The organism is Micromonospora sp. NPDC005172, assembly GCF_040608555.1.
Lineage (GTDB): Bacteria > Actinomycetota > Actinomycetes > Mycobacteriales > Micromonosporaceae > Micromonospora.
This window is the reverse complement of the sequence record NZ_JBEXIL010000069.1, coordinates 1-26,938: the sequence shown is the minus strand read 5'-3', so window position 1 is coordinate 26,938 and position 26,938 is coordinate 1. Positions and strand designations below refer to the sequence as shown.

Genomic DNA, 26,938 nt, shown 5'->3' with positions numbered 1-26,938 from the left:
GGCCGGTGACGTGTCGCCGCTGCCGGCGGGCGGGCGCGCCGGCCACGACGACAGCGGGTCCGCCGTGGACCGGCTCGTCGCGGGTCTCGCGGCGCTCGGCACCCTGATCTTCGCCCAGCGGGTACGTCTGCTCGTGGCGCACCGGGTCGAGGACGGTGCCGGCCTGGTCGCCGCCGAGGCGGCGGTGACCGCCGTCGACGAGGACCGGGCCGAGCTGCGGCTGTCGGTGAAGGAGCGCGACGACTTCTTCTCCACCTACTTCGTCAGCACCTGGTCGCCGTACGTCGTGCGGATGGCGGCCCGGCTGCGGCTCACCCCGACCGGGGTCACGGTGATCTCGGTGCTCTTCGCGTTGGGTGCGGCGGTGCTGTTCGGGGTCGGCGGCCGGCTCGCGCTCGTCAGCGGCGCGGTGCTGCTCTACCTCGGCTTCGTGCTGGACTGCGTGGACGGCCAGTTGGCCCGCTACACCCGGCACTTCAGCGCGTGGGGCGGCTGGCTGGACACGATGGCGGACCGGGCCAAGGAGTACCTGGTCTACGCCGGGCTGGGCTTCGGCGTGAGCCACGCCGGACTGGGCAACGGCTGGGCACTCGCCATCGCCGCGATGACGTTGCAGACCGTCCGGCACATGACCGACACCTGGTACGGGGCGCTGCACGACGAGGCGACCCGCCGACCGCGTACGACGACGGGTGCCAGCGGCGGGATCGGCGACCGGCTCAACGCGGCCTCCACCCGGGTGCAGGCGGACACCGGCTCGCTGTCGTACTGGCTGAAGCGGACCGTGGTCTTCCCGATCGGGGAGCGCTGGGCGCTGATCGCGCTGACCGTGGCGCTGTTCAACCCGCTGGTCAGCCTGATCGCGGTGCTGGTGTGGGGCGGGTTGGCGTTCGCGTACACCGGTGCCCTGCGGACGCTGCGGGCCCGCTGGATGTGGGTGCCGGTGCTGGACACGGTCGACGCCACGTTGCACCGCGACGACGGGCCACTGGCCCGCCGGCTGCCCGTGGTGCGCCCGATGGGGCCGCTCACCCTGGCGGTGATCGCCGCGCTCGGCCCGGCGGTGCTGCTGGTCGCCGCCGGAGTGGGCGACGATCCGGCCGGACTGCGCTGGGCGGTGCCGGTGGCGTTGCTGGTGCTGCTGGCCGGCGGCCTCGGTGCCGGGGCCGCGCACAACGGCCCGCTGGACTGGCTGGTACCCGCCGCGTTGCGGGCCGCCGAGTACCTGTTCGCGATCGCGGTCGGGGTCGTCGGCGGCGCGCCGGGGTGGCTGATCTTCGGGTACGTCTTCGTGCTCACCGTGCACCACTACGACCTGACCGCCCGACTGGAGAAGCGGCAGGCGGCGCCTCCGCTGCACACCGCCACGCTGGGCTGGGAGGGGCGTTCGGTGCTGCTGGCGCTCGCGGCGATTACCGGCGTCGTGAGTATCGGCATGGCTACACTCGGTGCGTACCTTCTCGTGGTTTTCGTGGTGAGCGTCGTCCTGGCCTGGTTCGTCCGGCCGGCCCGTAGCGCGCGGGCCTCGGCCGCGCCGGTGGGCGCGGGAGGTGTCGCGCCGCGCTGACGAAGGGGACGGCCCGATGACGCTGATCAGCTTCGTGGTGCCGGCCTTCCGGGTGCAGGGTTATCTGCGCGAGTGCCTGGACTCGATCCTCGGCCAGCCGGAGACCGACCTCGAGGTGATCGCCGTCGACGACTGCTCGCCCGACGCCAGCGGCGAGATCATCGACGAGTACGCGGCCCGCGACCAGCGGGTCCGGGCCGTCCGACTGTCGGAGAACGCCGGCCTGGGTCCAGCCCGCAACATCGGGCTGGACCGGGCCGTCGGCGAGTACGTGTGGTTTCTCGACGGGGACGACTGGCTGGTGCCGGACTGCCTGTCGGAGGTGGCCGAGCGCCTTCGGGTGACCCGGCCGGACGTGCTGCTGGTGGACCACGTCCGGACACACTGGAACGACACCGCCACCCGCAGCGCGATGGCCGAGGTGTTCCCGGAGTCGCCCGGCCCGGAGACCTTCGCGCTGCGGGAGCGACCGGAGGCCATGCGGCTGCTGCACACCGCCTGGAACCGCCTGGTGCGCCGCGAGTTCCTGGTCGACCTGGGCCTGCGCTTCGCGGCCGGCTGGTACGAGGACGTCCCGTTCAGCTATCCGGTGCTGATGGCGGCGCGCCGGATCGGCGTACTCGACCGGGTCTGCGTGAACTACCGGCAGCGCCGCGCGGGCGCGATCACGAAGACCCGGGGGGACCGGCACTTCGAGGTGTTCTCCCAGTGGCACCGGGTCTTCCACCTGATGGATGCCTGGTCACCGGCCGTGGACGCGCTGCGTCCGGCGGTCTTCGAGCGGATGATCTGGCACTACCTGACCGTGCTGGGCAACGGCCAGCGCATCGCCCCCGAGCTGCGGCCGGCGTTCTTCGCGCAGATCACCGCGGACTACGCGCGGTGGCTGCCGGTCGGCGGGTACCCCGTACCGGCGGGTGTCGAGGGGGTGAAACACCGGCTGGTCGCGGACGGACGGTGGCGAACGTTCAGCGCCCTGCGGGCGGCCAGCCGGGCCCGTGACACGGCCCGTCGTCAGGCGCGCACCGCCCGGCGTCGGCTGGGGCCGGTGGCCCGGCGGGGTGCCCGACTGACCCGCGACGGTCTGCTGCGGGAGTACTACCGGGCCGAGCTGCGCCGGCCGGTGGACCCGACACTCGCGGTGTACGCGGCCTACTGGTTCCGGGGATACTCCTGCAACCCGGCGGCGATCTACGAGGCTGCCCGCCGGCTGGCCCCCGAGGTACGCGGGGTGTGGATCGTGCGCCGCGACCGGGTGGACGCCGTGCCGGACGGGGTGGAGTACGTGGTGGCCGGCACCCCGGCCTACTACCGGGTGCTGGCCCGTGCCCGGTGGCTGGTCAACAACGTGAACTACCCGGACTTCGTCCGCAAGCGGCCGGAGCAGGTGCACGTGCAGACCCACCACGGCACCCCGGTCAAGGTGATGGGGCTGGACCAGCAGCGCTACCCGGTCGGCGCGGGCCGGATGGACTTCGCCGGCCTGCTGCGCCGGGTGGACCGCTGGGACTACAGCGTCAGCGCCAACAGCTTCTCCACCCAGATGTGGGACCGGGCCTACCCGGCCACGTACACCACGCTGGAGGTGGGTTACCCGCGCAACGACCGGCTGGCCACCGCCGGCCCCGACGAGGTACGCCGACTGCGTGCCGAGTTCGGTCTCTCCCCGGACGAGCAGGTGGTGCTGTACGCCCCGACGCACCGCGAACACCTGCCCGGTTACCGACCGCCGTTCGACCCGGACCGGTTCGTCGAGGCTCTCGGCGACTCGGGACGGCTGCTGATGCGCAGTCACTACTTCCACGACCGGGAGCGCCGGCCGGGCCGCCCGGCGGAGTTCCACCGGGTGCGCGACGTCAGCGGCTACCAGCGGGTGGAGGACCTCTACCTGGTCGCCGACGTGCTGGTCACCGACTACTCATCGGCGATGTTCGACTACGCGGTGCTGGACCGGCCGATCGTGCTCTACACACCCGACTGGGAGGCGTACCGCCTGGCCCGGGGTGTCTACTTCGACGTCACGGCGGAACCGCCGGGCGTCGTGGCCGGTACGTTCGCCGACCTGGTCGACCTGTTCCGCACGGACGCGGTGCGCTCCGAGGCGGCACACAAGGCCCGCGAGCGCTTCCGGAGCCGGTTCTGCGGGTTGGACGACGGACACGCGGCCGAGCGGGTGGTGCGCCGGGTGTTCCTCGGCGAGCGGTCCGACCAGGCAGCGAGCTGCTGAGAGCTCGGTCTCCCGCCCCCCGCGTAATGCCGGTGACATGGGCCGAACATGAGACGTTTACCCGATGTGCGAAACCAATGATCCTGGTCACAGTCATCAGGGGTTCGGCCGAGAGACGTGGGGGAGATGACGGTGAGCACCGTCGCACTCAAAGATGTGACCAAGGTTTTCAAGGACGGCACCTTGGCCGTCGACAGCATAAATCTGGATGTGAACGACGGCGAGTTCATGGTGCTGCTGGGGCCGTCGGGCTGCGGCAAGTCCACAGTGCTGCGCATGATCGCCGGTCTGGAGGACCCGACGCAGGGCGCGGTGCTGCTGGACGGGGAGCTGGCGAACGATCTTCCGCCACGCGACCGCAAGATCGCCATGGTCTTCCAGGACTTCGCGCTCTATCCGCACATGACGGTCGGCGACAACATCGCCTTCCCGCTGCGGCTGGCCGGTGTGGAGCCGGAGCCGCGGGGTGAACGGGTCACCGATGTGGCGAGCGCCCTGGGCATCAGTGACGTGCTCGGTCGCAAGCCCGGCCAGCTCTCCGGCGGTCAGCGCCAGCGGGTCGCCATGGGTCGCGCGATCGTCCGGCGACCCGGGCTCTTCCTGATGGACGAGCCGCTCTCGAACCTGGACAGCGGGCTGCGCGCCGAGCTGCGGGCGGAGATCTCCGGGCTGACCCGGGAGCTGGGCGTCACCACCGTGTACGTCACCCACGACCAGGCCGAGGCACTGACCATGGCCGACCGGGTGGCCATCATGCGCCGTGGCGTGCTCCAGGACGTGGGCACGCCCACCCAGGTGTACGGCCGTCCGGCGACGCTCTACGTCGCCGCGTTCCTGGGCAGTCCCCGGATGAACCTGCTGGAGGCGTCGGTCTACGTCCACCTCGACCGGTACATCGCGCTCAACCTCGGTGAGCAGTCGCTCTACCTGCCCTGGAACGACATCCGCAGCCGGGCGGTCGCGCACTACCACGGTGAGCGGATCGTGGTCGGGATGCGGGCCGAGGCGCTCACGCCCGTCGCTCCGGACAGCCCCGGCGACGTGCTGCGGGGCCGTATCCGCTACCTCGAGCACCACGGCCATGAGTCGCTGGCGTTCCTCGACATCGGGGCGACCGCGATCATGGTGGACGAGATGGGCGCGCCGCTGGACCCGCCGCCGGTGGGCCAGCGTGGCCTGCGCCGGTTCGGCGCGGTGATGCAGCGGCTCACCGGCAAGCCGGTGGAGACCGAGGACGTGCCGAGTGCCGCCTCGCGGACGACGAGCGTCCTTCCCGACCCGGGTCGGCACCACCGCCGCCCGGCGGAGCTGGCGGTACGACTCGCGCCGTACCCGGCCGTCACGGCCGGGCACCCGCTCGCGGTCTCGGTCCGGATGGACGCCCTGCACTTCTTCGACGAGCGCGGTGCGCGCATCGACGTGGGGTGGCGGTGACGCCACGCCGCAGCGGGGTGGCGGCCCGTGCGTCCGGTGTCCTACCGTCTGCCCACCTAGTCCCGTCCGTGCCAGACCGAGAGGGGTGCGCCCGTGTCGCGTGACCGTCCCAGTCCGCTCGTCATCGAGCGCATCCTGCGCGACCGTCAGGGCATCTGGCAGCAGATCGTCGCCGAGGGTGATCTCAACGCGTTGACCGGCCGGATGCTGGCCAGCTCCGCCATCGCCCTCGCCTGTTACGGGGCGGTGCTCGGCGCGTTCCACAGCCCGCTGATGGCGCTGACGTCCGCGCTGAAGCTGCCGCTGCTGTTCCTGGTGACGCTGGCCATCTGCCTGCCCACGCTCTACCTGTTCAACCTGGTGTTCGGTGCCCGGCTCTCGGTGCGTCAGTCGTTGGCGCTCGTGATGGTGGCGATCACCGTCACCTCGATGCTCGCGGTGGCGTTCGCGCCGATCAGCCTCTTCTTCCTGATCACCGCGCCCGACTACGGCTTCTTCAAGCTGCTCAACGTGGCGATCCTGACGCTGTCGGCGCTGGTCGGGCTCCGCTTCCTGACCGGCGGCATGCAGGTGCTCAACGACCACGGGCTGCTCGCCCCGGCGGCCAGCGCTCCGGCGACGGCCAGCGCCCCCGGCCAGGTCGGCGTTCCGGTGGCGGTCAGCGCTCCGGCCCAGGTCGACGCCTCGGCCGTCGTGCACGCCGGCACCGCGCCGGCCACCGCGATGGCGGGAGCCGCCGAGCCGGTCGCGGTATCGGCCGGGGCGGCTGCCAACGGCGCCACGGCGACCAGCACAGCCACCGCGCCGGCCCCGGCGGCTGTTCCGGCGCAGTGGGGTGGACAGCAGCCCGGCGTCGCGCTCCCGCCCGGCACGCTGCCGCCGGGTTACCCGGCGCAGCAGCGCCCGTGGGCCAACCCGCCGGTGCGGCGCGGCGAGCCCACGCAGCGTCCGGCAAGCATGACGCTGCTGTACATCTGGATCCTGCTCTTCGGCTTCGTCGGCACCCAGTTGGCGTGGACGCTGCGCCCGTTCTTCGGCGACCCGGGTCAGGATTTCTCCCTCTTCCGCAGCATCGACGGCAACTTCTACGCGGAGATCCTGCGGACGATCGCCAACCTCTGACGCGTCGCGGAGTCGGGGAAAACCCTGGTTGCCGCCCTGGTTACCGAGAAGTAGCGTCGGGCCATGACCATCGACTCCCGCCAGGTGGCGGCCGGCATCCTGCAAGCGGTGCCGTTCGCCCGCACGCTCGGCATCGAATTCGTCGAGGTGGCTCCGGAGGCGGACGGCGGGGTGCGGGCCACCGTCCGGCTCCCGGACACGCCGGCCACCCACAACCACGTCGGCGGCCCGCACGCCGGGGCGATGTTCACCCTCGGCGAGACGGCCTCCGGCGCGGTCGTGCTGGCCGCCTTCGGGCAGCTGCTCGACCGGGCCGTGCCGCTCGCCGTCCGCGCCGAGATCGCGTACCACAAGCTGGCCCGGGGTGCGGTGCTGGCCACCGCGCGGCTCGGTCGCCCAGCCTCGGAGGTGGTCGCGGAGCTCGAATCCGGTCGGCGGCCCGAGTTCGCCGTCGAGGTGGAGATCGCCACCGAGGACGGCACACCCACCTCGGCGATGACCGTCATCTGGACCCTGCGCCCGAACTGAGCCGGCCCGGCGACGGCTGAAAACGGGTTTGGGCGCCCAGCCGGGTGGTTAGATTCGTACCGTGCTGGGCCTACCTGCTCATGTGACCGCCTGTCTCTTCGATCTGGACGGTGTGCTGACGCAGACCGCCCGGGTGCACAATGCTGCCTGGACCGAGACGTTCGACGAGTTCCTGCGCAAGCGGGCCACGGCGACCGGGGAACCGTTCCGGCCGTTCGACCCCGGCCCGGACTACAACCGCTACGTGGACGGCCGGCCCCGCGCCGACGGCGTCCGGTCGTTCCTGGCCTCCCGCGGGATCGAGCTCCCCGAGGGCAGCCCGGACGACCCGCCGGAGGCCGACACGGTCAACGGCATCGGCAACCGCAAGAACGTCCTGCTACTGGATCGTCTGCGCACCTCCGGCGTCGAGGTGTACCCGGGGTCGGTGCGCTATCTGCGGGCGGCGACCGAAGCCGGGTTACGTCGGGCGGTGGTGACCGCGAGCGCCAACGGGCGGGAGGTGGTGGCCGCCGCAGGGCTGGAAGACCTGCTGGAGGCGCGGGTCGACGGGCTCGTGGCCCGCGAGCGGAAGCTGCGCGGCAAACCCCAACCCGACACCTTCCTGGCCGGTGCCGAGGTCCTCGGCGTCGACCCGACCCAGGCCGCGGTGTTCGAGGACGCGCTCTCCGGCGTAGCCGCCGGCCGGGCCGGCGGTTTCGGGTACGTGATCGGTGTCGACCGGGTGGGGCAGGCCGACGAACTGCTCGCGCACGGCGCCGACATCGTGGTGAAGGATCTCGCGGATCTGCTCGACGCGGGCGACGCCACCCCGCCGGCGCCACGCCCGACCGGCGAGCGGGGCCTGACATGATCCGGGAACGGGCCTATCCCGTCGAGCCGTGGCACATCCGGGAGACCCGGCTGGACATGGACGTGCTGGCCCAGTCGGAATCCGTCTTCGCGCTCTCCAACGGGCACGTCGGCCTGCGCGGCAACCTCGACGAGGGCGAGCCGCACGGTCTGCCCGGCACCTACCTCAACTCGTTCTACGAGCTGCGTCCGCTGCCGTACGCGGAGGCCGGTTACGGCTTCCCCGAATCCGGGCAGACCATCGTCAACGTCACCAACGGCAAACTGATGCGACTGCTCGTCGACGACGAACCGCTCGACGTGCGCTACGGCGAGCTGCTGTCCCACGAACGGGTCCTCGACATGCGGGCCGGCACCCTGCACCGGGAGCTGCACTGGCGCTCGCCGGCCGGCCGCGAGGTCAAGGTTCGCAGCACCCGGCTCGTGTCGTTCACCCAACGGTCGGTCGCCGCGATCAGCTACGAGGTGGAGGCCGTCGACGGCCCGCTGCGGTTGATCGTGCAGTCCGAGCTGGTGGCCAACGAGTCGCTGCCCGCGCAGAGCAAGGACCCCCGGGTCGCGGCCGTTCTCGAATCCCCGTTGCAGGCCGAGGAGGAGCTGACCACCCCTGACGGCGGCCAGCTCATCCACCGCACCAAGGTCTCCGGGCTGCGCGTGGCCGCGGCCATGGAGCACGAGGTGCACGGTCCGGACCGCACGACCATCGAGTCCGAGGGGTACGAGGACTGGGTGCGTACCACCATCGGCTGTGTGCTCCAACCCGGCGAGAAGCTGCGGGTGGTCAAGTACCTGACGTACGGCTGGTCGAGTCGACGGTCGCTGCCCGCGCTGCGCGACCAGGTCGGCGCGGCACTGGCCGGCGCCCGGCTGGACGGCTGGGACGGGTTGCACCGGGAGCAGCGCGCGTACCTGGACGAGTTCTGGGACGCGGCCGACGTGCTGGTCGACGGTGATCCGGAGATCCAGCAGGCCGTACGGTTCGGGCTCTTCCACGTGCTCCAGGCCGGTGCCCGTGCCGAGCAGCGGCCGATCTCGGCGAAGGGGCTGACCGGCCCGGGCTACGACGGGCACGCCTTCTGGGACACCGAGATGTTCGTCCTGCCGGTGCTCACGTACACCCAGCCCTCCGCGGTGCGCAGCGCCCTGCAGTGGCGGCACAGCACGTTGGAGCAGGCCCGGGAACGCGCCGCGACGCTCAACCTCAAGGGTGCCGCCTTCCCGTGGCGGACCATCGAAGGGCCGGAGTCGTCCGGGTACTGGCCGGCGGGTACGGCAGCCTTCCACATCGCCGCCGACATCGCCGACGCGGTACGACGGTACGTGCTGGTCACCGGTGACACCGCCACCGAGCGGGAGATCGGGCTGGAACTGCTGGTGGAGACCGCCCGACTCTGGCGCTCGATCGGGCACCACGACCGGAGCGGCCAGTTCCACATCGACGGGGTCACCGGCCCCGACGAGTACACGGCGGTGAAGAACGACAACATCTACACCAACCTGATGGCCCAGCGGAACCTGCTCACCGCCGCCGACGCCGTCATGCGCTACCGGGACGAGGCGTTCCACCTCGGGGTCACCGACGAGGAGGCGGCGAGCTGGCGGGACGCCGCCACGTCGATGCACGTGCCGTACGACGACGAGTTGGACGTGCACCAGCAGGTGGAGGGGTTCACCCGGCTCCAGGAGTGGGACTTCGCGCACACGCCCGCCGAGAAGTACCCGCTGCTCCTGCACTATCCGTACTTCGACCTGTACCGCAAACAGGTCGTCAAGCAGGCCGACCTGGTCCTGGCGATGCACTGGCGGGGGGACGCCTTCACCCCCGAGCAGAAGGTGCGCAACTTCCTCTACTACGAACGCCGGACGGTTCGCGACTCGTCGCTGTCGGCCTGCACCCAGTCGGTGCTCGCCGCCGAGGTGGGCCACCCGGACCTGGCGCACATCTACCTGCGCGAAGCCGCGCTGATGGACCTGCACGACCTCAACGAGAACACCCGCGACGGCGTACACATGGCTTCGCTGGCCGGCGCGTGGCTCGCCCTGGTGAGCGGGCTCGGCGGGCTGCGCGACCATGACGGCGAGCTGTCGTTCGCACCTCGGCTCTCCAGCCGGCTCAGCCGTCTGGAGTTCTCCGTCCAGTGGCGCGGGCTGTCGCTACGGGTGGACGTCCGGCCGCACCAGACGACGTACTCGCTGCGCCACGGTGGTCCGGACGACGTCGTGGAGCTGCGGCATCACGACCAGATGCTGCGGGTCACCTGCGACGAGCCGGTGACCGTGCCGGTGCCTCCAGCCGAGCCGGCGGGGCCCCCACCGGAACAGCCGCCGGGCCGGTCGCCCCTGCTCCGGCTGCCCGAACACAAGCAGCAGTGACGGCCGGGGCGGGAATGCTCCCGCCCCGGCCGTCGTGTGCGTACGTCAGACCGGCTCTCCGGTCGAGGGGCGTCCGATCGCGTCCCGGGGCGCAGCGGCCTTGGGATCGTCGGGCAGGCGGGCCGAGGCGGCCTGGTCGCCGAAGTCCTGGTTGCGCTCGGCGTCCTGTTCGCGTTGGGCGCGCTCGGCCATCTGCTGCTGTCGGGAAATCTGCTGCTTGGCCATCATGATCCTCGCGATCCGTCGGGGCGCGGCTGCGCCTACACGGTCTGCGGTCTCGGCGTCGCGTACCCGACGGCCCACCCGACAAACGCCGCGCCCTCCGGCTGCCCGGCGCGTGTGACGCGCTGTGCGACCGGGCGCAACTGACGCGCTGTGCGACCGGGCGCGTGTGACGCGCTGTGCGACCGGGCGCGTGTGACGCGGCGGGCGGGGTAACCGGACCGCAGGCGAGCGTGCGGAGGTGTGGCATGGACGAGCAGGGCAGCACGGTGACCATCCCGGTTCGGGACGCCCCGCTCCCCGCCGACCTGCTGGTGCCGGCTCAGCCGGCCGGCGTGGTGCTGTTCGCGCATGGCAGTGGTAGCTCGCGGCGCAGCCCGCGCAACGTGGCGGTGGCCCGGAAGCTCAACGACTACGGCCTCGCGACCGTCCTGGTCGACCTGCTCACGCCGGCCGAGGAGGAGGTGGACACCCGCACCGCCGAACTGCGGTTCGACATCGGGCTGCTCGCCAGCCGGCTGGCCGGGATCGTCGACTGGTTGGCGGCCGAACGTCCGGCGGGTGACGTGCCGATCGGTCTCTTCGGCGCCAGCACGGGCGCCGCCGCCGCGCTGGTGGCGGCCGCGTCCCGCGCCGACCGGTTGGGCGCGGTGGTCTCCCGTGGTGGCCGACCCGACCTGGCGGGCTCGGCGTTGGGCCAGGTGCGCACTCCGACGTTGCTGCTGGTCGGTGGCCTGGACGAGGAGGTGCTCGCGCTCAACGAGCGGGCGCTCGCCGAGCTGGGAGATGTCGGCGAGTTGCGGGTGGTGCCGGGGGCCACCCATCTCTTCGAGGAGCCCGGCACGCTCGACCAGGTCGCCGAGCACGCCGGCGTCTGGTTCACCACCCACCTGGCCCGGACGACCACCGCGCGCCGCCACGCCTGACCGGGCGTCGGCGTCACTGCGCCGCTGGCACGTGCGTGGTGGAGCGGTGGCGTTGCACGGTGTCGATGATGCGCCACAGGACGGCGGTGATCGGGACGCTGACGAAGGCGCCGGCGATGCCCGCGATGAGGGTGCCGGCGGTGACCGCCACCAGGATCACGGCCGGGTGCAGGCGTACCTGGCGCTTCATGACCAGCGGCTCCAGCAGGTTGCCCTCGATCTGCTGCACCGCGACGACTGCGGCGAGGGTGAGCAGGGCAGTTGTCGGCCCGTTGGCTGCCAACGCCACCAGCACCGCGACCGCCCCCGCCACCGTCGCCCCGATGATCGGCACGAAGCCGCCCAGGAATGTGATCAGCGCCAGCGGCAGGGCCAGCGGCACCCGCAGCACCACCAGGGCCAGACCGATGCCGATCGCGTCGATGGCCGCGATCAGCATGGTTCCCCGGCTGTACGCGCCGAGCGTCTGCCAGCCGCCCCGACCGGCCTCGGCCACCAACTCCCGGTTCGGGCCGGCCATCCGTGACAGCGTCCACTGCCACATCGACCGGCCGTCCTTGAGCAGGAAGAAGAGCAGCACCAGTGCGAGCAGTGCGGAGCCGACGACCTCGCTGGCCGTCCGGGCTCCGGACACCGGGTCGGGCGAGCTGCCGCTGAGCCCGTCGCGGGCCTGGTCGACCAGTTTGTCGAGTTGGGCCTCGCTGACCGGCAGGGTCGACGTGACGAAGTCGCGGCTGCGGTCGAGCCCCTGGGTAAGTTCCTGACTGAGCTGGTCGAACTGGCTGGCGGTCAGGTTCCACACCAGCGCGCCGACGCCCACCAGGATGCCGAGCAGCAGCAGGACGGTGAGCAGCGCGGCCAGCGCCGCGGGCAGGCGAAGCCGGCGCAGGCGGACCAGCACCGGGTCCAACAGCGCGGTGAGGAAGATGGTGGCGGCCAGGGCGATGGCGAGCGGGGCCAGCAGGACGGCGATCCGACCCAGCAGGTAGAGCCCGGTGACGATCACCACCAGGCAGGCGCTCCAGAGCACCGCGGTCCGGACCAACCAGGGCAGTGCCGCCCACGCGTGGCGCGCTCCGGTGTCACCGGTCGTCGCCGTGCCGCCGGTCGTCGGTGCGGCGTGCGCCCCGGGTTCGTCTGCCGTCATGTCGGCCTCCTCGCTCGGCGAGGTCCGTACCCGGCCGGTCGTGCGCCGACACCCGACCGCCCGCGCGGATCGTACGCCGCCCGGGGTCCGCTGGTCGGTGCTTCGCGTCCGAAGGGCCATCGCCCGGTGTTTGCGCCGTCGGGCCGGGGGAAGGCGAAGGGGAACCACCGAAGGAGGAGGAGCGCCGTGGGTGACTTCATGGACAAGGCCAAGGACTTCGCCGACAAGCACGACAAGCAGGTTGACCAGGGTATGGAGAAGGCCGGCGACATGGCCGACAAGCGCACGGGCGGGAAGTACGACGACCAGATCGACAAGGGCGTCGACCAGGCTCAGGCGCGTACCGGTGAGGGTGACCAGGTCCGCTGACGTACCGGACGTTCCCCGGGCCGCCGAGGATTCGGCGGCCCGGGACTGTCCTTGTCGGACCTGACGTCGGTCAGCCCTGGCGCAGTTCGTCCATCGAGGTCGGCCGGTCGCTCAGCGCGTCGCGCATCCGGTCGATGATCCCCGTGCCGGGGGCGAGCAGTTTGTTGGCCGGGGGGTGGTCCGGGGCGCTCGGGTGCGGCCGGGTCGGCGCGATCTTCTTGAACGCCGTCACCTTGCCGGCCAGCTCGACCATCTCCTCCTGGGCGGTGGCGGCGCGCAGCCGCGGGAACAGGTCGTTCTCCTCGTCCTGCACGTGGTGACGGATGGTGCTGGTCAGGTGGGCCAGCAACTCGTCGAAGCGTGGGTCGGACGGGTCGACCGATTCCAGGTCCTTCATCGTGCGTTCGGCGTCGGCATGTTCCGCGATCTCGTGCTCGGCGATCTGGTCGCCGTCGGGCAGTACCTCACGGGCTGTCGGATAGACGTACGCCTCCTCGGCCACGGCGTGCCGGACCAGCTCGGCGATCACCACGTCGGCGAGCTGACGACGGTGCTCGGGCGTACCCTGTCGCGTCTCCAACTCGACGAAGAGGGTTTCGACCTCGCGGTGGTCGGCGACGAGGATGTCGACCACATCCTGGTCGCCGGTGCTCTGTGGACTGCTCATCTGGGCCCCTTACCGGTTGCGGATCGGTGGGTGTGTGGCCCCTGGTACCCCGCAGCGGACCGGCAAACCTACGGACGCCGATGGATTCGGATGCTGCCGGTGTCGGTGGGTCGGGTGGGACACAGAGGCACGATTGGTCGGACGCCTCCGGGGTAAGCGCCGCCATGCCCGACGACCGCACACCGGCAGAGCGCGACCGGTCACGCCTCGACGAGGCAGCCGAGCGCGGCGGCCAAGCGGTCGAACGGGTGCGGCACCGCAGCGGCCAGGCGGGCCGGATTCGTGCCCGGCAGTGGCAGGTCACCCTGGTGATCGCCGTCCAGTCCGGGCTGGCGGCGGCGCTCGCGGCCCTGATCGCCAAGCACTTCCTCGGCCAGGGGGCGCACGTCTTCGCTCCCGCTGCCGCCGTCGGTACGATCGCCACCGCCATCGGGCAGCGGGCCCGGCGCACCTTCGAACTGTTGGCCGGTGTCGGGCTGGGCATCGTCATCGGCGACGGGCTGCGCTTCATCGTCGGCTCGGGACCGTGGCAGACCGGGGTGGTCGTCGCCCTAGCCATCGCCAGCGCGCTGCTGGTGGCCGGGAAGGGTGGCCCTCTGGTCGGTCAGGCCGGCGGTACCGCCGTACTGATCGCCACGCTGGCCCCGATGGGCCGTGGCCTGGAGGTGCCCCGGATCTTCGACGCGCTCGTCGGCGGGGCGGTTGGTCTGGTGGTTGTCGCGCTGTTGCTGCCGGTCAACCCGATGCGGGTGTTGGACCGGGCGGCGACGCCGATCTTCACGATCCTCTGCGAGCAACTCGACGAGCTTGGGCGGGCGCTGCGGCAGCGCGACAGCAACCGGACGAGACACGTGCTGGATCGGCTGCGCGGCACCGACGAGGACCTCGGCCGACTGCACGACGCACTGAGCGGGGCGGAGGAGGTGGTGACGATCGCGCCGGTCCGGTGGCACCGTCGCCAGCAGTTCCACAGGTACGCCCACAGCGCCGACAACCTCGAACGGCTGCTGCTGGACACTCGCGTCCTCGCCCGCTGGTCGACGACCGCCCTCGAGTACGACGAGCCGATCCCGTCGGAGCTGCCGGACGCGATCGGTCGGCTGGGGCAGGCGGTAACGGAGATGCGGAAGGAGTGCCGGGTCGGCAACGATCCGCGGTGCACGCGGAAGCTGGTCGAGGAGTGTGCCGAGTTGGCCGGAAGGGCCGCCGCGAGCGGGGTCAAATCCTTCGGCGATGCGCTCGTCACCGGCCTGCGTACCGCGGCGAGCGACCTGCTCCGGGCCGCCGGCTGCGAACCGGACGACGCCAACCGGATCGTGCGTCGGGCGGCCGGCGCCGGCGAGTCGACCATCGCTCCGCCGCCCCGGCGTGAGCTGCACCGCGCCCGGCCGACGCGGGCCGTTCGTGCGCGGCGTCGGGTGCACCTCGCCAACCGCAGACGCGACAACAGCAGGGCCGGCCCCTCCGCGCGGGAGAGGCCGGCCCGCTGAACGGTCGGATCAGGACGAGTAGCCGCGTTCGGCGATCCAGTTGGCGACCTTCGGCAGGCTCATCCAGTACTCGCCCAGCGCCGGGTCGGCCGGGTCGGCGACACGGATGTCGTCTCCACCGTCGCGGTAGCCGACGAGCGTCAGGTAGTGGCCGCCCTCGTACGAGTGCGGGTTGCCGTCGGTGTCCACGGTTGTGCCCTTGATGTTGGCCACCACCGGGCGGCCGGCGTCGATCGCGGCCAGCACGTCTCGGCGTAGCTTCTCGACCTGGTCGGGGCGGGCCACCGAGTCACGGATCTCCGTGGTCCGGTAGCGGCCTCCGGTCAGCTCGTTGAGCACGCGGGTGGTGTCGAGGGCCGACGGGGTGCCCGCCTCGGTGGTGCCGAGGCGCTTGGCCACCTCGTCCTGGGACAGCGCCTTGCCCTGCGCGGACAGCGCGATGCGTGTCGCGGCCGGGCCGCAGTAGAAGAAGTTCGGCTGTGCCTGGTAGTCGATGTCGAGGATTCGCTCGGCGCTGCGGTTGGTCTGGCTCGACGAGGACGGGGCACCCTGCGCGGGGGCTGCCTGCGCGGCGACGGCGGGCCCGAGGGCGCAACCGCCGGCGACCAGCAGCCCGACGACGGACAGGCCGCTCTTCTGCACGATGGGGTTCATGGTCGAGTCTCCGTTCGGGGGTGCCGCCCTCGTGGCGGTCTCGGCCGTGGTTACCGGGGACGTAACGACCCGGCTCCGGGTGGCATTCCGCCACCGCCGAAACGGTCAGGAGGGACGTACCGGACGTCAGAGACTTCCGAGCAAACCCGTCACGGTGATCTCGATGACCACACGCTCCGGATTCGGGCGCGGCGTACGGTACCGCTCGGCGTAACGGCGCTCGGCCTCCGCGACGGCGGTCCGATCCGAGCGGAGCACCGCCCGCCCCTCGATCGTCAACCAGCGACGGCCATCCACGTGACACACGGCCACCGGGGTGCCGTCCGGGCCGGCTGCGGCCACCTGCCGGGCCTTGCGGGACGTGCCGGAGGTGATCACCCGGGCCAGCCCGGCCGCCGGATCGAGAGTGACTCCGACGGGCACCACGTGCGGGGTGCCGTCGGCGCGCAGGGTGGTCAGCGTCGCGAGGTGCCGTTCCGCACAGAAGGCGGCCACCCGGTCGTCACGGATGTCCAGCCGGTGACCACCCGCCACGTGCGTCTCCCGTCCTGTGTCCCAACCCCGATCATCGTACGGAGCGGGCGCGGTCCTCCTCCGGCGGAGCGTCCGACTGCCCGGGCAGGCGACGGCCGGCCGCCCGGCGCTTGTGGACCAGTCGGGTGAGATAGATCAGCGCGCCGGCCAGGACGCCCATGTCGTCCAGGTAGATCGGGTCCGGGAGGATGTCCACCGGGAAGATCGTATAGATCAGTGCCCCGTAGAAGGCCACCTTGCCGCCCGCGCCGAGCCCGGTCAGCAGCCGCCTCGTGCGCACCACACGCACCGCCAGCACCACCGCGCCGACAAGTGTGGCGAGCGCCAGGATGCCGGCGACCACCACGAGGACCCACGACTGTCGGGACATGCCGTCACGCTAACCCACGGACGCCGTCCCGGCTCGGATCGCTCGCTCGGCAGAACCGCTCGTCGCGCCGCCGGGTCAGAACGCCGGGACCGCCGCCCGACCCCTGGCGACCACCGTGTTCTCCCGCGTCTGGTCGGCGGACGGGCGAAGGACCTCGCTGAGCGGCAGCACCGAGGACGATTCCGCCCTGCGCCGTCCGCTGGCCGCCTGCGCCTCCGCACGCAGACTGCGAGCCGCCGCCACGGCCAACTCGGCAGCCCGCCAGGCAGCCTGCTCCCGATCCCGGGCGGCAGCGTGCCGGGCCGCCAGGTTGTCGCGGACGGCCCGGTGGAGCACGAGTTCCTGCTCGACGGGGTGCAGCCGGGGGTCCCAGCCGTCGCGGTGCGCGAAGACGTCACTGAGTTGTTCCACCGACAACTCCCGTCGCCAGTACGCGTCCAGTGCGGCCCGGTGCAGGTAGCGCTCGCGGTCGGCGTACTCGGCCGGCGTCCGGTCGGTGTGCGGCAACGGCATCGCGGCCGCCGCGCCGAGCCGCCGTACGCCGGCCTCGGCCGTCTCCAGCGCCTGCCAAGCGGCTTCGACGGTCTCCTGCGCGGCTTCCCACTCCGCCCGGCGGCGCTGGGCGGTGGTGGTGGCACGTTCGGCGGCCACCGCGATCTCCTGCGCGTAACGGCTCTGCTCCCGCTCCTGGAGCGCCTGTTCCAGGTGGCTGGGCATGGCGGCCTCGCGGATGCGGGCGGTCGGGTCGAGGCCGAGGCGGCCGGGGCGTACCAGGAGTGCGGCGACGGCGAACACGACCACCCCGAGCAGGCTCAGCCAGATGAAGGCGGCCCGGGGTACGTCGGGCAGGACGGCGGAGAGGACGGTCTGCATGATCAGCACCTCGCGGTCGGATGACGGTATCGAGGGATGGGTCCCGACGGGACGGGCTCCGCGGCGTCGGGGCGAGCTGTACGGGTGGTCGGCCGGGGCTCAGCGCCGTCGCCGGGCGGATTCGCGCTCCGGAGCGGCTGTGGCTGCGCGTCGCGGCCGACCTGCCGCCCTGGGCACCCGGACGACGACCCGGAGAAGGGTCAGGCGAAGCGTCGGGTGACCTGGCGGCCTGAACTCAGCTTGCGGGAGGGCCGCGTCGGGGCGGGGTGCGGCGGCCGGGCTCGACGGTCGGCACGTGCTCCGCGCCCGCGAGGACCGGGCCGGCCGGTGCGGTGAGGTCGCCGTCGGTCGGCCGGGTAGGGGCCGGCTGGCTCGCACGCTCGGTGGTCGTGGTGGCTCCGGGCCGAACCGCGTCCACCCGGCTGCTCACGGCGCTCGGTCGCAGTTGCGCCTGCGCGGGAGGCGGGGTGGCGGCGAGGGCGCCGCCGACGCCGACAGCGAGCACCAGCGCGGTGACCGCCAGCCGGGTCAGCTCCCGCAGCGACCGCAGCACGGCCCAGCGGGCTGGGCGGACCAGAGCTGCGGACGACACCCGACCAACCTATCCTCCGCGCCGGCACGGCGCAGCACGGCGGTGACGACATCGGCAGTGACCACCGCCACCGCCGACACTGTGGACGGTCGCGCCAACCCGACATCCCGCGCCGCGAGCTGCAAGCCGTGGGCGGTGGACCGCACGCCGATATTCGTGCGCCGACGCACGGTGACCCCCGCCGGAGCGGTTCCGGCGGGGGTCACCCGTGGTCGTGTGCGGTGCCGGTGTCAGCCGCCGAGCACCGGTGGCGCGGCGTCCCCGCCGTCCCGCCACACCATCTCGTCCTCGGTCAGCCAGGTCAGCCGGTCGTCGGAATCGTCGTCCTCTCCATGGCCGTGCCCGCCGAGCACCCCGGGACGGCCGGCGGACCGACCGTTACCCGTCAGGCCCTGCCGACCGCCTGCGGCGGCCCGACCGGACTCGTTGCGCCGACCGTCGATGCTCCGCCCGACGCCGCTGGCCGAACGGCTCTCGGCAGCGGCGGCGCCCCCGGTCGGCCGGCCCGACGTGGTGGGGGTGCTGGTGGAGCCGGCGAGCGCGGAGGTGCGCAGCACCCCGCCGGCCGGTGTGCCACCCGGTGTCCCGAAGAGCAGGCTCGGACCGCCGGTGGCGCTGGCGGGCATGGTGGTCGGCCCGGACAGACCGGCCAACCCGGCCGCCCCGCCGGCGAGCAGGGCGCCGCTGACCAGCGGGTCCGCGCCAGCGAGGGAGGTGGAGCCCTGCTCGCCGTCGCCGGTGCCCTCCGGCCCGACGACGACGACAGACGTGCCGCCGTCGTGGCCGGGAACCGAGCCACCCCCGCCGGCCGGCGCAGCGGCCACGCCGTCGGGCGTCGCCATGGTCGCGCCGCCCGTGTGCGCGGTGAGGCCGGTGGCGGTCGGCGCGGCCGACGGCGTCGTGCTGGCCGGGCCGCTGCGCGGCGTCGGCCGATCGTCGTTGACCGTGCGCGGTGTCTCCGGATGCGGAGGAGGCGGGTCCACGACGCGGTCGTAGGCGGAGAGGTCGTAGCCGGCCGCCAACTCGGCAACGAGGGTCACCATCCGCTGGTGGGCCTTCTCCTGCTCCGCCTTGTCCTGCTGGTGGCCCATGATGCCGCCGACCACCATGCCGGGCAGCCCGAACGCGGAACCCTTGAGCGCGCCGGAGACGGCCTGATCGTTGTCGTCGGTCTCCTCCGGGCTCTCCGCCTTCTTGTGCGCGGTGCGCAGTTGGCCCGCCATCATGGTGAGCCCTTGCTTGATGCCGGACATGCCCTCGCCCAGCGCGTCGGAGTGGTCGACGATCAGCGTCAGGCGCCGCTGGAACTCCCGGCCCGCCGAGCCCGTCCAGGTGTTGCCGAGCTTGTCGAGGTCGCCGCTCAGCTCCCGGCCGAGGCCGTCCAGGATGCCCTTGAGGGCGGCCCACTGGGCGGCGATCCCTTCGATCTGCTCCGGCTTGCCGGCCATCACCGCGTCGTACAGCTCCTGGTGGCTCCGACCCTCGTAACGCTGGGTGTACTCAGACACGCCCGTCCCCCTTCGGCTGCAACGCCCGGTCGACCCCGGTCAACGCCGCGGTGATGTCGGTGGCGTTGGCCGCGTTACGCGCCTCGGCGGTGCGGTAGTTGGCGAGGATGGTGCTGGTCGCCTGCTGCGCCGCCTGCACCGCCTGCCGGAGCCGCTCGGCCTGGTCCACGTAGGACTGGTGGACCTCGCTGTAGCGGCGCGAGTTCTGTGTCGCGTCGTCGAACGAGCCAAGCGCCGGCGGACTGCACTGCATCTCGGTGTTGAGCTTGCGCAGCAAGGATTCGGCCTGGCTCAGCCGCAACGCAAGGTGCTGGTGGAAGTCCTCAAGGGACAGCAGGTCGACTTCCGTACGCCCGGTCATGGCAACATCCCCGTCGTTCTGGTTGACAACCGTCAGCGGACCCAGGTTAGTCCACCTCCGCGACCCGGGCGACCCGTCCGAACGGCTCAGTCGTCAGCGCTGGTCGATGCCTCCGGCCCTCCGCCGCCGGTGCCCTCACCCGTCGGGGCGGTCGTGCTGGGCGTCGGCGAGGTCGGCGGTGACGCAGGCGTGCTCGCCGGTGCGTCGCCGGGCGCGAACTGAGCGAGCGCGGCCTGCTGGTCAAGGGTGGGGCCGGTGGGGATCAACGCGAGCAGCGAGCCGGGCACCGCCAGCGGCTTGACCCCCTCGTAGCCGAGCGCGCCAAGCGTCTCGGGCGAACCGAGCGGGTACCGGACACCCTGGGGACTGATCAGGTAGACCGTCGCACCGGCGGCGCCGGAACCGCTGGTGCCGGCGCCGGGCGCGGCCTGCGCCAGGACGCCCTTACCGCCGGGCAGCAGCACCGACTCCGCCGTCCGCACCGCGTCCCGGGCGGTCTGGCGCACCGGCACCGAGCCCGGCTCGTTATCCGTCAGCTCCGCCGGCACCCGGTCGAAGATCTCCAACGTGGTGATCGGCGGACCACCCGCGTCGCCGGCCCGGTACGTCGCGCAGAGCAGCGTCTGCCCGGCCCGCGCCGCGTACAGGGTCGGCAGCGTCCTCGGCATCCCGTCCGCGTCGAGCCGCTGCTCCGTCAGGAGACGGCCGGCCTGATCGGGCGTGATGTCGGTGATCCGACCGCCACCACTGAGCAGCAGCAGCGCGGTGATCTCACTGATCGAGACGAGGCCTTCGCGGGCCAGTACGTAGTGCTGCCCGGCCGCCTGGAAGACCTGACCGATGGTGGCGGGACGGCCGGCGACGCTCAGCCCGCTGCGCTCACCCATGTCGGGCAGTGACGGCTTGCGCAGCGGCGGACCGGCCGGTACGGCGTTGAGCAGTTGCTGCCCGACCGGTAGTGGGGCCGTACCCGTCATTCGCAGCGCCGCGATCGCCTGGTCCCCGCCGCGCACCTCCAGCCGGGAGTCGCCGGTGAGCAGGTGCCGCTGGCCGTCCACGGTGACCAGCACCGCGCGGTCACCGAGTGGCGTGCCGCCGGGCAGCGCCCGGTCGATCACGACGCGGGTGGTGGAGCGGCGCGGGTCGACCGGGTCGGGCACGTCGCAGACCGACCACGGCAGGCCCGTCAACGACTTGCGGTCCGGCAGCGCGTCGGGCGCGCCGACGATGCCGACGGTACGACCCCGCGGCCGGTCCCGCAGCGACGCCTGCGACATGGTGCGCACCGCCGGGTCGGGCTCGTTCAGGATCAGCCGGGCCGAGGTGTAGTTGAGCGTCGGGTGCAGCTGTCCCTGGGCGTACACGTAGGTCGCGCCGGTCTCCCGTTCGATGACCAGCGTGTTCTCTTCCAGGGGAGCGGTGTTCCCGGTCAACTGGCCGTACGCGCCCACGCCGCCGAGCACCACGGCGGCGGCGATCACGCTGCCGATGACCGCCATGCCGAGTCGTCGCATCGGCAGGTTGGTGGTCTCCGGGTCGCCCGACAGCAGCGCGGAGACGATCCGGCGGGTGACGAAGCGGTACGCCTGCACCTGATCGCGGCGGGTCCGCATGACTTACCTCCGGCGGGGTGGATCCGCGACGATGTCCTCGGGGTGCCGTCGCGGGCTTCCCTACGATAAGGGGCCGACGGTGGGTCCTCGGGGCCCCCGCCGGACCGCTTCGGCACGGAGCCGTACCGTCCAGGAGGGACAGTCAGCGATGACGCAGGTTCAGGCGCGACCCGCGGATGCCGTCACCAGGCCGTCCACCGTCCCGGCGCGGGCCACCCCTGCGGCCGATCGGCCGGGTCGGGGTCGGATCGGTCCGGTGCTGGTCGGTCAGCTCGTCGTACTCGAGGTCTGTGCCGTGGCCGTGTGGGCTGCGACGGCCGGTCCGAGCTGGCTGCTCGCGGCCGTGGCGGTCGTGGCGGTGGTGCTCGTACTCGCCGCGTTCGCCCGACGTGGTGGACGCTGGTGGTTCGAGGACGTGCTGCTGCGGCGCCGGCTGCGTGACCGCCGTGAGCGGGCCGAGGCGACCCTGGCCGGCGATACCGCAGCGGACCCCCGGCTGGCCGCGCTGGCACCCGAACTGCATGTCATCGAGTTGACCGATCGGGGCACCCGGCTGGGCATCGGGCAGGACGACCAGGGGTGGTTCGCGGCGGTCGCGCTGCAACCGGCCACCGGCGCCGCAGTCGGCTCGGTGGACGCGTCGACAGTGGACCGGGCGTTGCGGGTGCTTGCCGACTTCTCGGCGCCGGTCTCCCGGGCCCAGGTGGTCGCGCACACCCTGGTCTGGTACCCGGCAGCCGGTGCGCCACCGGCGGCACACCGTACCGTCTGGGTGGCGTTGCGGCTCACGGTCCGTGACGCACGGGTCGAGACCGTGAGCCGAGGCGGTGGGTTGCCGGGCGTCCACCGGACGCTCGCCACCGGGATCGGCCGGCTGGGCAAGGCGCTGACGGCGGCCGGCCTGGCCCACCGGCCGCTGGGCCGCGACGAGCTGCGCGCCGCCGTGGTGTCCGCCGCCGGACTGGACCTGGTGCCGGAGCCGCCGACGGAGACCTGGCAGGGGCTGCGCGGCGGCGGCTGGACGCACCGCTGTCTGACCCTGCGGGGCCGGCCGGGCGCACCGCTCGGCCCGCTGGTGGACGCGATCACCGCCACCTCCGCGCCCTCGCACACGGTGGCGGCGGCGGTGACGCCCGACGGGCGCGTGGCGGCCCCACTGCTGCGGGTCGCGGCGATGGACAACCACGTCGAGGCGCTGGTCAAGGTCGTCCGGGAGGTGGCGCATCGCGCCGGTACGCCGACGCGGCCGATGGACGGGCAGCACGGACCCGGCGTGTACGCCAGCGCGCCGGTCGCCTCGACGACAGGCCGGCAGCCCCGCTGACCGTTCCTCCTGCTCGGGTACCTGGCCCCTCCTGCCCGGCAGGCGCACCAGCCTGTCGCAGGCGGCACGGGGAGAGGAAGCTGCAATCGGTCGCCCAAAAAATTTAGTCTCTGGAGACTAGACTTTCTCGGCGGGAGTGGTAACGTTTCCTCCGTTGACGACGAAGATCGGTTAAAGACGCAGACGTGACAGGCCGAGCGCGAAGCAGAGCCCGGAAGTTCTCGTGGCTGGCTCGGTAACCGCGGTGGAACCACATCACCGCGTGCAACACGGCACGTGCACGACAAGACCTTGACGTAACTCCAGGTCAGGGCAACCGCAGGCCGGGCCGATGCAGTGTTCGGGGCTCCGCCTGAAGCAGTAGGGATCCGCCGCACATGTTCGGGGCCATGAAGTCGCGTGGGGCTCCGACATCGACGGATAGCACGGTAGATAGGTGAAAGCAGAGGAAAGGGAGGGTTTGGCGCCGTTGGATCGCCCGCCGTCAGGACGTAGTTCCAGTTCTGCGGTGGACACCGTAATCACTTTGAACGCGAGGTGGTCTCCGGTCACGCTTATGCGATCCTCGCACTGCCTGCTGATAGCGGCAGGGTGCGGAAACGAGAACCCGACGAACCTGTCGGTAGATGGTGTATTCAACCCGTAACCCTGGGCCCCGGCGCGACATGCGCCGGGGCCCTCGTTCACGAAGAAGGAATGTATGGCCCAACCCGATGACATGCTCGACGACGACGACTACCCCGCCTACACCATGGGCCGCGCCGCCGACATCGTCGGCGCCTCGCAGGACTTCCTGCGTCGCCTCGACGAGGCGAGACTGATCGTCCCGTTCCGCTCCGCCGGCGGCCACCGCCGCTACTCCCGATACCAGTTGCGCCTGGCCGTACGAGCCCGGGAGATGGTCGACCACGGCACCGCCCTGGAAGCCGCCTGCCGGATCATCATCCTCGAAGACCAGCTGGAAGAAGCCCTTCAGCACCACCGCGACCACGAATGCCGCCAGCCGGGCGGCGCCGCCTGATCAGTCAGGGGCGGAGGTTGACGATCCAGCCGTACATGCCGCAGACCCAGACGGCGAGCGGCACCAGGGCGATGATCAGCAGGATCTCGACGATGTCGAGCAGTCGCCCCCACACCGGCGAGATGCGCTTGCCCGCGACGGACAGGCCGTAGATCAGGCTGACCACGGCCGCCATCAGCAGGCCACCGAGGATCAGGCCGAGGCGGACCGCCAGCGGGCCACCCGCGAAGGTCGCGGCGGCGCCCAGTCCCAGCCCGACGGTGCCGGCGAGCAGCACCGGGACGCGCTGGGCCCGCCCCAGCAGCGGACGCGCCCGAAGCAGCGACAAGAGTGCCAGCACCAGGCACAGCAGTACGGCGGCCAGGCTGCCGTCCAGGGCCAACACCAGCTGCGCGCCGAGCACCAGCAGCGACACCGTCCACCACAGACCAGTGAGGAACGCGTCCGCGCGGTCGCTGCGCTCGAGCACGCGTCGGCCGTCCACGAACTCGCTGTCGGTCTTCAGATCGTCCGGGCCGGTCGGGATCGACGGCACCGGCAGCCGGGCCAGCCGGTAGGCCGCCATCGGCAGCGCCGGCACCATGCCGAAGGCCACCGCCGCCACCACCGCGGCCCCGGCTGCGGCGTCGATGTCGAGCAGTAGGCAGAGCAGCGCGCCCACGCCGGTCGCCGCGCCCAGGCCGATCGCGGCGAAGAACAGGGGGTACCTGTCGTCACCGACCGCCAGCACGGCCACCGCCCCGGCGACCACCACGGCGGTTGCCGCGAGCAGGACGTGCGGACTCGCCAGCTCGGTCAGCTTCCGGTCGCCGGCCAGCAGCAGCAGGCCGCCGGTGCCCGCGTAGGCCAACCCGGCCAACGCCAGTACCGCGCCCGTCCGGCTGTCGCCCGCGGCCCGGGCGAGCACCGCCGCGCCGACCAGCAGCGCCACCGCGACCAGCAGGGCGGCCACCGCCCCGGGTAGGTGCGGAGGGCCGGTGAACAGCGCCGCCAGCGCGCCGCCGCCGAGCGCCACCGCGGCGAACAGCACCGCGAACGAGCGGGTCGCGTCGACCTGCCAGGAGCCGGGCCGTTGCGTGGTCGCGGTGGCGACCGCGTCCACCACGTCGTCGAAGACGATCTCCGGAGCGGCGGCCGACCGGGGGTTGAAGTACAGCACCTCGCCGTCGCGGACCGCGAGCTGCGCGGCCGTACGACCACCGTCCAGAGGCGGCTCACCCAGGCGGGACAGTGCCCAGCCGCCGTGCCGCACCCCGTCGTCGGCCAGGTCCTCCCCGGCGTAGCGCAGCAGGGTCGGCAGCAGGTCCGCCATCGGTACGTCCGAGGGCAGCGCCAGATCCATCCGGGTACGTGGAGCCACAATGGTGATCCGGCTCAGACCACCGGTCGCCGACTTCGTAACCACAGTGGCCTCCTGGTGTCCATCTACGATCAGCGGGCCGCGGCACCACGGTACGGGTGCACCGCGCCCACGGGAGATTACCTACGATGACGGGCACGTACAGTGCCCACCCGCGAGCTTCGGGCCGCGCCGGCACGACGGCAGGGCCGCTTCTGGGGAGGAGACAGCCGTGAGCACGGTGGTGTTCCGCCGACCCCCGCGCCAGTCGGGGCCGGCCTTGCCGCGCGGCGAGGTGGTACTGGAATCCCCGCCTGAGCTGCCCGAACCGACACCACGCGGGATGGGGCAACTGCTCATGATCCTGCCGATGGTCTGCGGTGTCGGCGCGATGGCGTTCCTCTACGCCGGCCGCGGCGGCGGCATGATGACGTACGTCGCCGGTGGCCTGTTCGGTGTGTCGATGCTCGGCATGGCCATCGGCTCGCTGAGCAACGGCGGCGGCAACGACAAGGCCGAGCTGAACGCCGACCGCCGCGACTACATGCGCTACCTGGCGCAGATGCGCAAGCGCACCCGGCGTGCGGCGGCCCAGCAGCGCGACGCGATGGCCTGGCGGCACCCCGAGCCCGACGCGCTCTGGTCGATCGCGGCGTCCCGTCGACTGTGGGAGCGGCGGATCACCGAGCCCGACTTCGGCGAGACGCGGATCGCGCTGGGCCCGCAGCGGCTCGCCGTCGAGATCGTTCCGCCGGAGACCAAGCCGGTCGAGGACCTGGAGCCGATGAGCGCCATCGCGCTGCGTCGGTTCGTCCGCGCGCACTCCAACGTGCCCGACCTGCCGACCGCGTTGTCGGTGCGGGCGTTCAGCCGGGTCGTACTGCGCGGTGACCGGGAGCCCGTGCTCGACCTCACCCGCTCGGCCCTGGGTCAGCTCGTGACCTTCCACGCCCCCGACGACCTGGTGATCGCGGTGGTCGCCGCGCCCGACCGGCAGTCCGCCTGGGACTGGGTGAAGTGGCTCCCGCACGCACACCACAGTGGTCGGACGGACGCCGGTGGCGCGCGCCGGCTGGTCTTCGCCAGCCTGGCCGAGGCCGAGGACTCCCTCGCCGCCGAGCTGGCCGGGCGACCCCGGTTCGCGGCCGAGGCCAAGCCGCTCACCACCGCGCCGCACCTCGTCGTGGTGGTCGACGGTGGCGAGATCTCCCCGACCTGCCAGCTCGTGGGTCAGGGTCTGCTCGGCGTCACCCTCGTCGACCTCTCCGGGACGGTGCCGCGCGACGCCGGCCGCTGGTTGCTCTGCCTGGACGCGGGCGACGGCAGCACCCTCGATCTGATCCGGGGCACGTCGACGTCGCGTCTCGGCAGGCCCGACCGGCTGTCCGCCGCAGCGGCCGAGGGGCTCGCCCGGCAGATCGCGCCGTACCGGTTGTCGCAGCAGCAGACCAGCAACGAGGAGCCGCTGGCCCGCAGCACGGAGCTGCCCGACCTGCTCGGCGTCGGCGACGCCGCGGCGGTGGACGTGCACCAGACCTGGCGGCCGCGCGGCCACCGGGACCGGCTGCGCATCCCGCTCGGCGTCGGCCCGGACGGCAACGTGGTCGAGCTGGACTTCAAGGAGTCGGCACACGAGGGCATGGGACCGCACGGCCTGGTCATCGGCGCGACCGGTTCCGGCAAGAGCGAACTGCTCCGTACGGTGGTGGCCGCGCTGGCGGTGACCCATTCGTCGGAGGAGCTGAACTTCGTCCTGGTGGACTTCAAGGGTGGCGCGACGTTCGCCTCGTTGGAGGCGTTGCCGCACACCAGCGCGGTGATCACG

25 protein-coding genes are annotated in these 26,938 nt (G+C 72.3%); 13 read left to right on the top strand and 12 right to left on the bottom strand.

What is annotated here, in order from left to right; translation table 11 throughout:
- The 7 genes from ABZV06_RS29535 to ABZV06_RS29505 all read left to right on the top strand — a co-directional run.
- Positions 1–1,567, top strand: a 1,567-nt coding sequence (locus tag ABZV06_RS29535) for a DUF5941 domain-containing protein (protein WP_355625495.1), incomplete at its 5' end; no start/stop codon positions are given.
- Positions 1,568–1,583: 16 nt separating this feature from the next.
- Positions 1,584–3,794 (top strand): bifunctional glycosyltransferase family 2 protein/CDP-glycerol:glycerophosphate glycerophosphotransferase, encoded by a 2,211-nt coding sequence (locus ABZV06_RS29530; RefSeq protein ID WP_355625494.1) that lies wholly within the window; start codon positions 1,584–1,586, stop codon positions 3,792–3,794.
- 132 nt (positions 3,795–3,926) lie between these two features.
- A complete protein-coding gene (locus ABZV06_RS29525) occupies positions 3,927–5,228 on the top strand; it encodes an ABC transporter ATP-binding protein (RefSeq protein ID WP_355235247.1) in 1,302 nt (433 codons plus the stop codon).
- A 93-nt stretch (positions 5,229–5,321) separates the two neighbouring features.
- Positions 5,322–6,350: a hypothetical protein gene (locus ABZV06_RS29520; protein WP_355625492.1), complete on the top strand. Its 1,029-nt coding sequence runs from the start codon at positions 5,322–5,324 to the stop codon at positions 6,348–6,350.
- Positions 6,351–6,413: 63 nt separating this feature from the next.
- The gene (locus tag ABZV06_RS29515) at positions 6,414–6,878 is read left to right on the top strand and encodes a DUF4442 domain-containing protein (RefSeq protein ID WP_355235241.1); all 465 of its coding nucleotides are present in this window, start codon (positions 6,414–6,416) and stop codon (positions 6,876–6,878) included.
- Positions 6,879–6,939: 61 nt separating this feature from the next.
- Positions 6,940–7,731: a beta-phosphoglucomutase family hydrolase gene (locus ABZV06_RS29510; protein ID WP_355235238.1), complete on the top strand. Its 792-nt coding sequence runs from the start codon at positions 6,940–6,942 to the stop codon at positions 7,729–7,731.
- A complete protein-coding gene (locus ABZV06_RS29505; protein ID WP_355625490.1) occupies positions 7,728–10,103 on the top strand; it encodes a glycoside hydrolase family 65 protein in 2,376 nt (791 codons plus the stop codon). Before ABZV06_RS29510 ends, ABZV06_RS29505 begins: the two co-directional genes overlap by 4 nt.
- 45 nt (positions 10,104–10,148) lie before the next feature.
- On the opposite strand, the gene ABZV06_RS29500 is transcribed toward ABZV06_RS29505, so the two are convergent.
- On the bottom strand, positions 10,149–10,328 hold the full coding sequence (locus ABZV06_RS29500) for a hypothetical protein (RefSeq protein ID WP_234591596.1): 180 nt from the start codon (positions 10,326–10,328) through the stop codon (positions 10,149–10,151).
- A 245-nt stretch (positions 10,329–10,573) separates the two neighbouring features.
- Between ABZV06_RS29500 and ABZV06_RS29495 the strand changes: the two genes are divergently transcribed.
- A complete protein-coding gene (locus tag ABZV06_RS29495) occupies positions 10,574–11,251 on the top strand; it encodes a dienelactone hydrolase family protein (RefSeq protein WP_355235232.1) in 678 nt (225 codons plus the stop codon).
- Between the two features lie 13 nt (positions 11,252–11,264).
- On the opposite strand, the gene ABZV06_RS29490 is transcribed toward ABZV06_RS29495, so the two are convergent.
- Positions 11,265–12,398 (bottom strand): AI-2E family transporter, encoded by a 1,134-nt coding sequence (locus tag ABZV06_RS29490; protein ID WP_355625488.1) that lies wholly within the window; start codon positions 12,396–12,398, stop codon positions 11,265–11,267.
- A gap of 186 nt (positions 12,399–12,584) precedes the next feature.
- On the opposite strand from ABZV06_RS29490, the gene ABZV06_RS29485 reads away from it, so the two are divergent.
- Positions 12,585–12,767: an antitoxin gene (locus ABZV06_RS29485; protein WP_355235226.1), complete on the top strand. Its 183-nt coding sequence runs from the start codon at positions 12,585–12,587 to the stop codon at positions 12,765–12,767.
- Between the two features lie 70 nt (positions 12,768–12,837).
- Here ABZV06_RS29485 and ABZV06_RS29480 read toward each other — a convergent pair whose 3' ends face one another.
- Positions 12,838–13,434 (bottom strand): hemerythrin domain-containing protein, encoded by a 597-nt coding sequence (locus tag ABZV06_RS29480; protein WP_355235223.1) that lies wholly within the window; start codon positions 13,432–13,434, stop codon positions 12,838–12,840.
- 164 nt (positions 13,435–13,598) lie between these two features.
- On the opposite strand from ABZV06_RS29480, the gene ABZV06_RS29475 reads away from it, so the two are divergent.
- On the top strand, positions 13,599–14,924 hold the full coding sequence (locus ABZV06_RS29475) for an FUSC family protein (RefSeq protein ID WP_355235220.1): 1,326 nt from the start codon (positions 13,599–13,601) through the stop codon (positions 14,922–14,924).
- A 9-nt stretch (positions 14,925–14,933) separates the two neighbouring features.
- Here ABZV06_RS29475 and ABZV06_RS29470 read toward each other — a convergent pair whose 3' ends face one another.
- The 8 genes from ABZV06_RS29470 to eccB all read right to left on the bottom strand — a co-directional run bounded on the left by ABZV06_RS29470 (position 14,934) and on the right by eccB (position 21,429).
- Positions 14,934–15,578 carry a C39 family peptidase gene (locus ABZV06_RS29470; RefSeq protein ID WP_355235217.1) on the bottom strand — a complete coding sequence of 215 codons (645 nt, stop codon included), beginning with the start codon at positions 15,576–15,578 and terminating at the stop codon, positions 14,934–14,936.
- Between the two features lie 126 nt (positions 15,579–15,704).
- Positions 15,705–16,112: a TIGR03618 family F420-dependent PPOX class oxidoreductase gene (locus ABZV06_RS29465; RefSeq protein ID WP_355235214.1), complete on the bottom strand. Its 408-nt coding sequence runs from the start codon at positions 16,110–16,112 to the stop codon at positions 15,705–15,707.
- Between the two features lie 31 nt (positions 16,113–16,143).
- Entirely contained in the window at positions 16,144–16,482 is a 339-nt protein-coding gene (locus ABZV06_RS29460; RefSeq protein WP_355235211.1) for a YkvA family protein, read from the bottom strand.
- Between the two features lie 75 nt (positions 16,483–16,557).
- The gene (locus ABZV06_RS29455) at positions 16,558–17,355 is read right to left on the bottom strand and encodes a hypothetical protein (protein ID WP_355235208.1); all 798 of its coding nucleotides are present in this window, start codon (positions 17,353–17,355) and stop codon (positions 16,558–16,560) included.
- A gap of 235 nt (positions 17,356–17,590) precedes the next feature.
- Positions 17,591–17,947: a hypothetical protein gene (locus tag ABZV06_RS29450; protein WP_355235205.1), complete on the bottom strand. Its 357-nt coding sequence runs from the start codon at positions 17,945–17,947 to the stop codon at positions 17,591–17,593.
- A gap of 230 nt (positions 17,948–18,177) precedes the next feature.
- The gene (locus ABZV06_RS29445; RefSeq protein ID WP_355235202.1) at positions 18,178–19,455 is read right to left on the bottom strand and encodes a WXG100 family type VII secretion target; all 1,278 of its coding nucleotides are present in this window, start codon (positions 19,453–19,455) and stop codon (positions 18,178–18,180) included.
- Positions 19,448–19,816, bottom strand: a complete 369-nt coding sequence (locus ABZV06_RS29440) for a hypothetical protein (protein WP_355235200.1) — start codon at positions 19,814–19,816, stop codon at positions 19,448–19,450. The genes ABZV06_RS29445 and ABZV06_RS29440 overlap by 8 nt, the downstream gene beginning before the upstream one ends.
- A gap of 86 nt (positions 19,817–19,902) precedes the next feature.
- Positions 19,903–21,429 carry a type VII secretion protein EccB gene (eccB, locus tag ABZV06_RS29435; protein WP_355625486.1) on the bottom strand — a complete coding sequence of 509 codons (1,527 nt, stop codon included), beginning with the start codon at positions 21,427–21,429 and terminating at the stop codon, positions 19,903–19,905.
- A 148-nt stretch (positions 21,430–21,577) separates the two neighbouring features.
- On the opposite strand from eccB, the gene ABZV06_RS29430 reads away from it, so the two are divergent.
- Entirely contained in the window at positions 21,578–22,753 is a 1,176-nt protein-coding gene (locus ABZV06_RS29430; protein ID WP_355235194.1) for a type VII secretion protein EccE, read from the top strand.
- A gap of 700 nt (positions 22,754–23,453) precedes the next feature.
- Positions 23,454–23,774, top strand: a complete 321-nt coding sequence (locus tag ABZV06_RS29425) for a MerR family transcriptional regulator (protein WP_355625484.1) — start codon at positions 23,454–23,456, stop codon at positions 23,772–23,774.
- Between the two features lie 4 nt (positions 23,775–23,778).
- Here ABZV06_RS29425 and eccD read toward each other — a convergent pair whose 3' ends face one another.
- Entirely contained in the window at positions 23,779–25,179 is a 1,401-nt protein-coding gene (eccD, locus tag ABZV06_RS29420) for a type VII secretion integral membrane protein EccD (RefSeq protein ID WP_355235188.1), read from the bottom strand.
- Positions 25,180–25,345: 166 nt separating this feature from the next.
- Here eccD and eccCa point away from each other — a divergent pair.
- Positions 25,346–26,938 (top strand): type VII secretion protein EccCa (eccCa, locus tag ABZV06_RS29415; protein WP_355625482.1); only part of this gene is annotated, 1,593 nt, incomplete at its 3' end.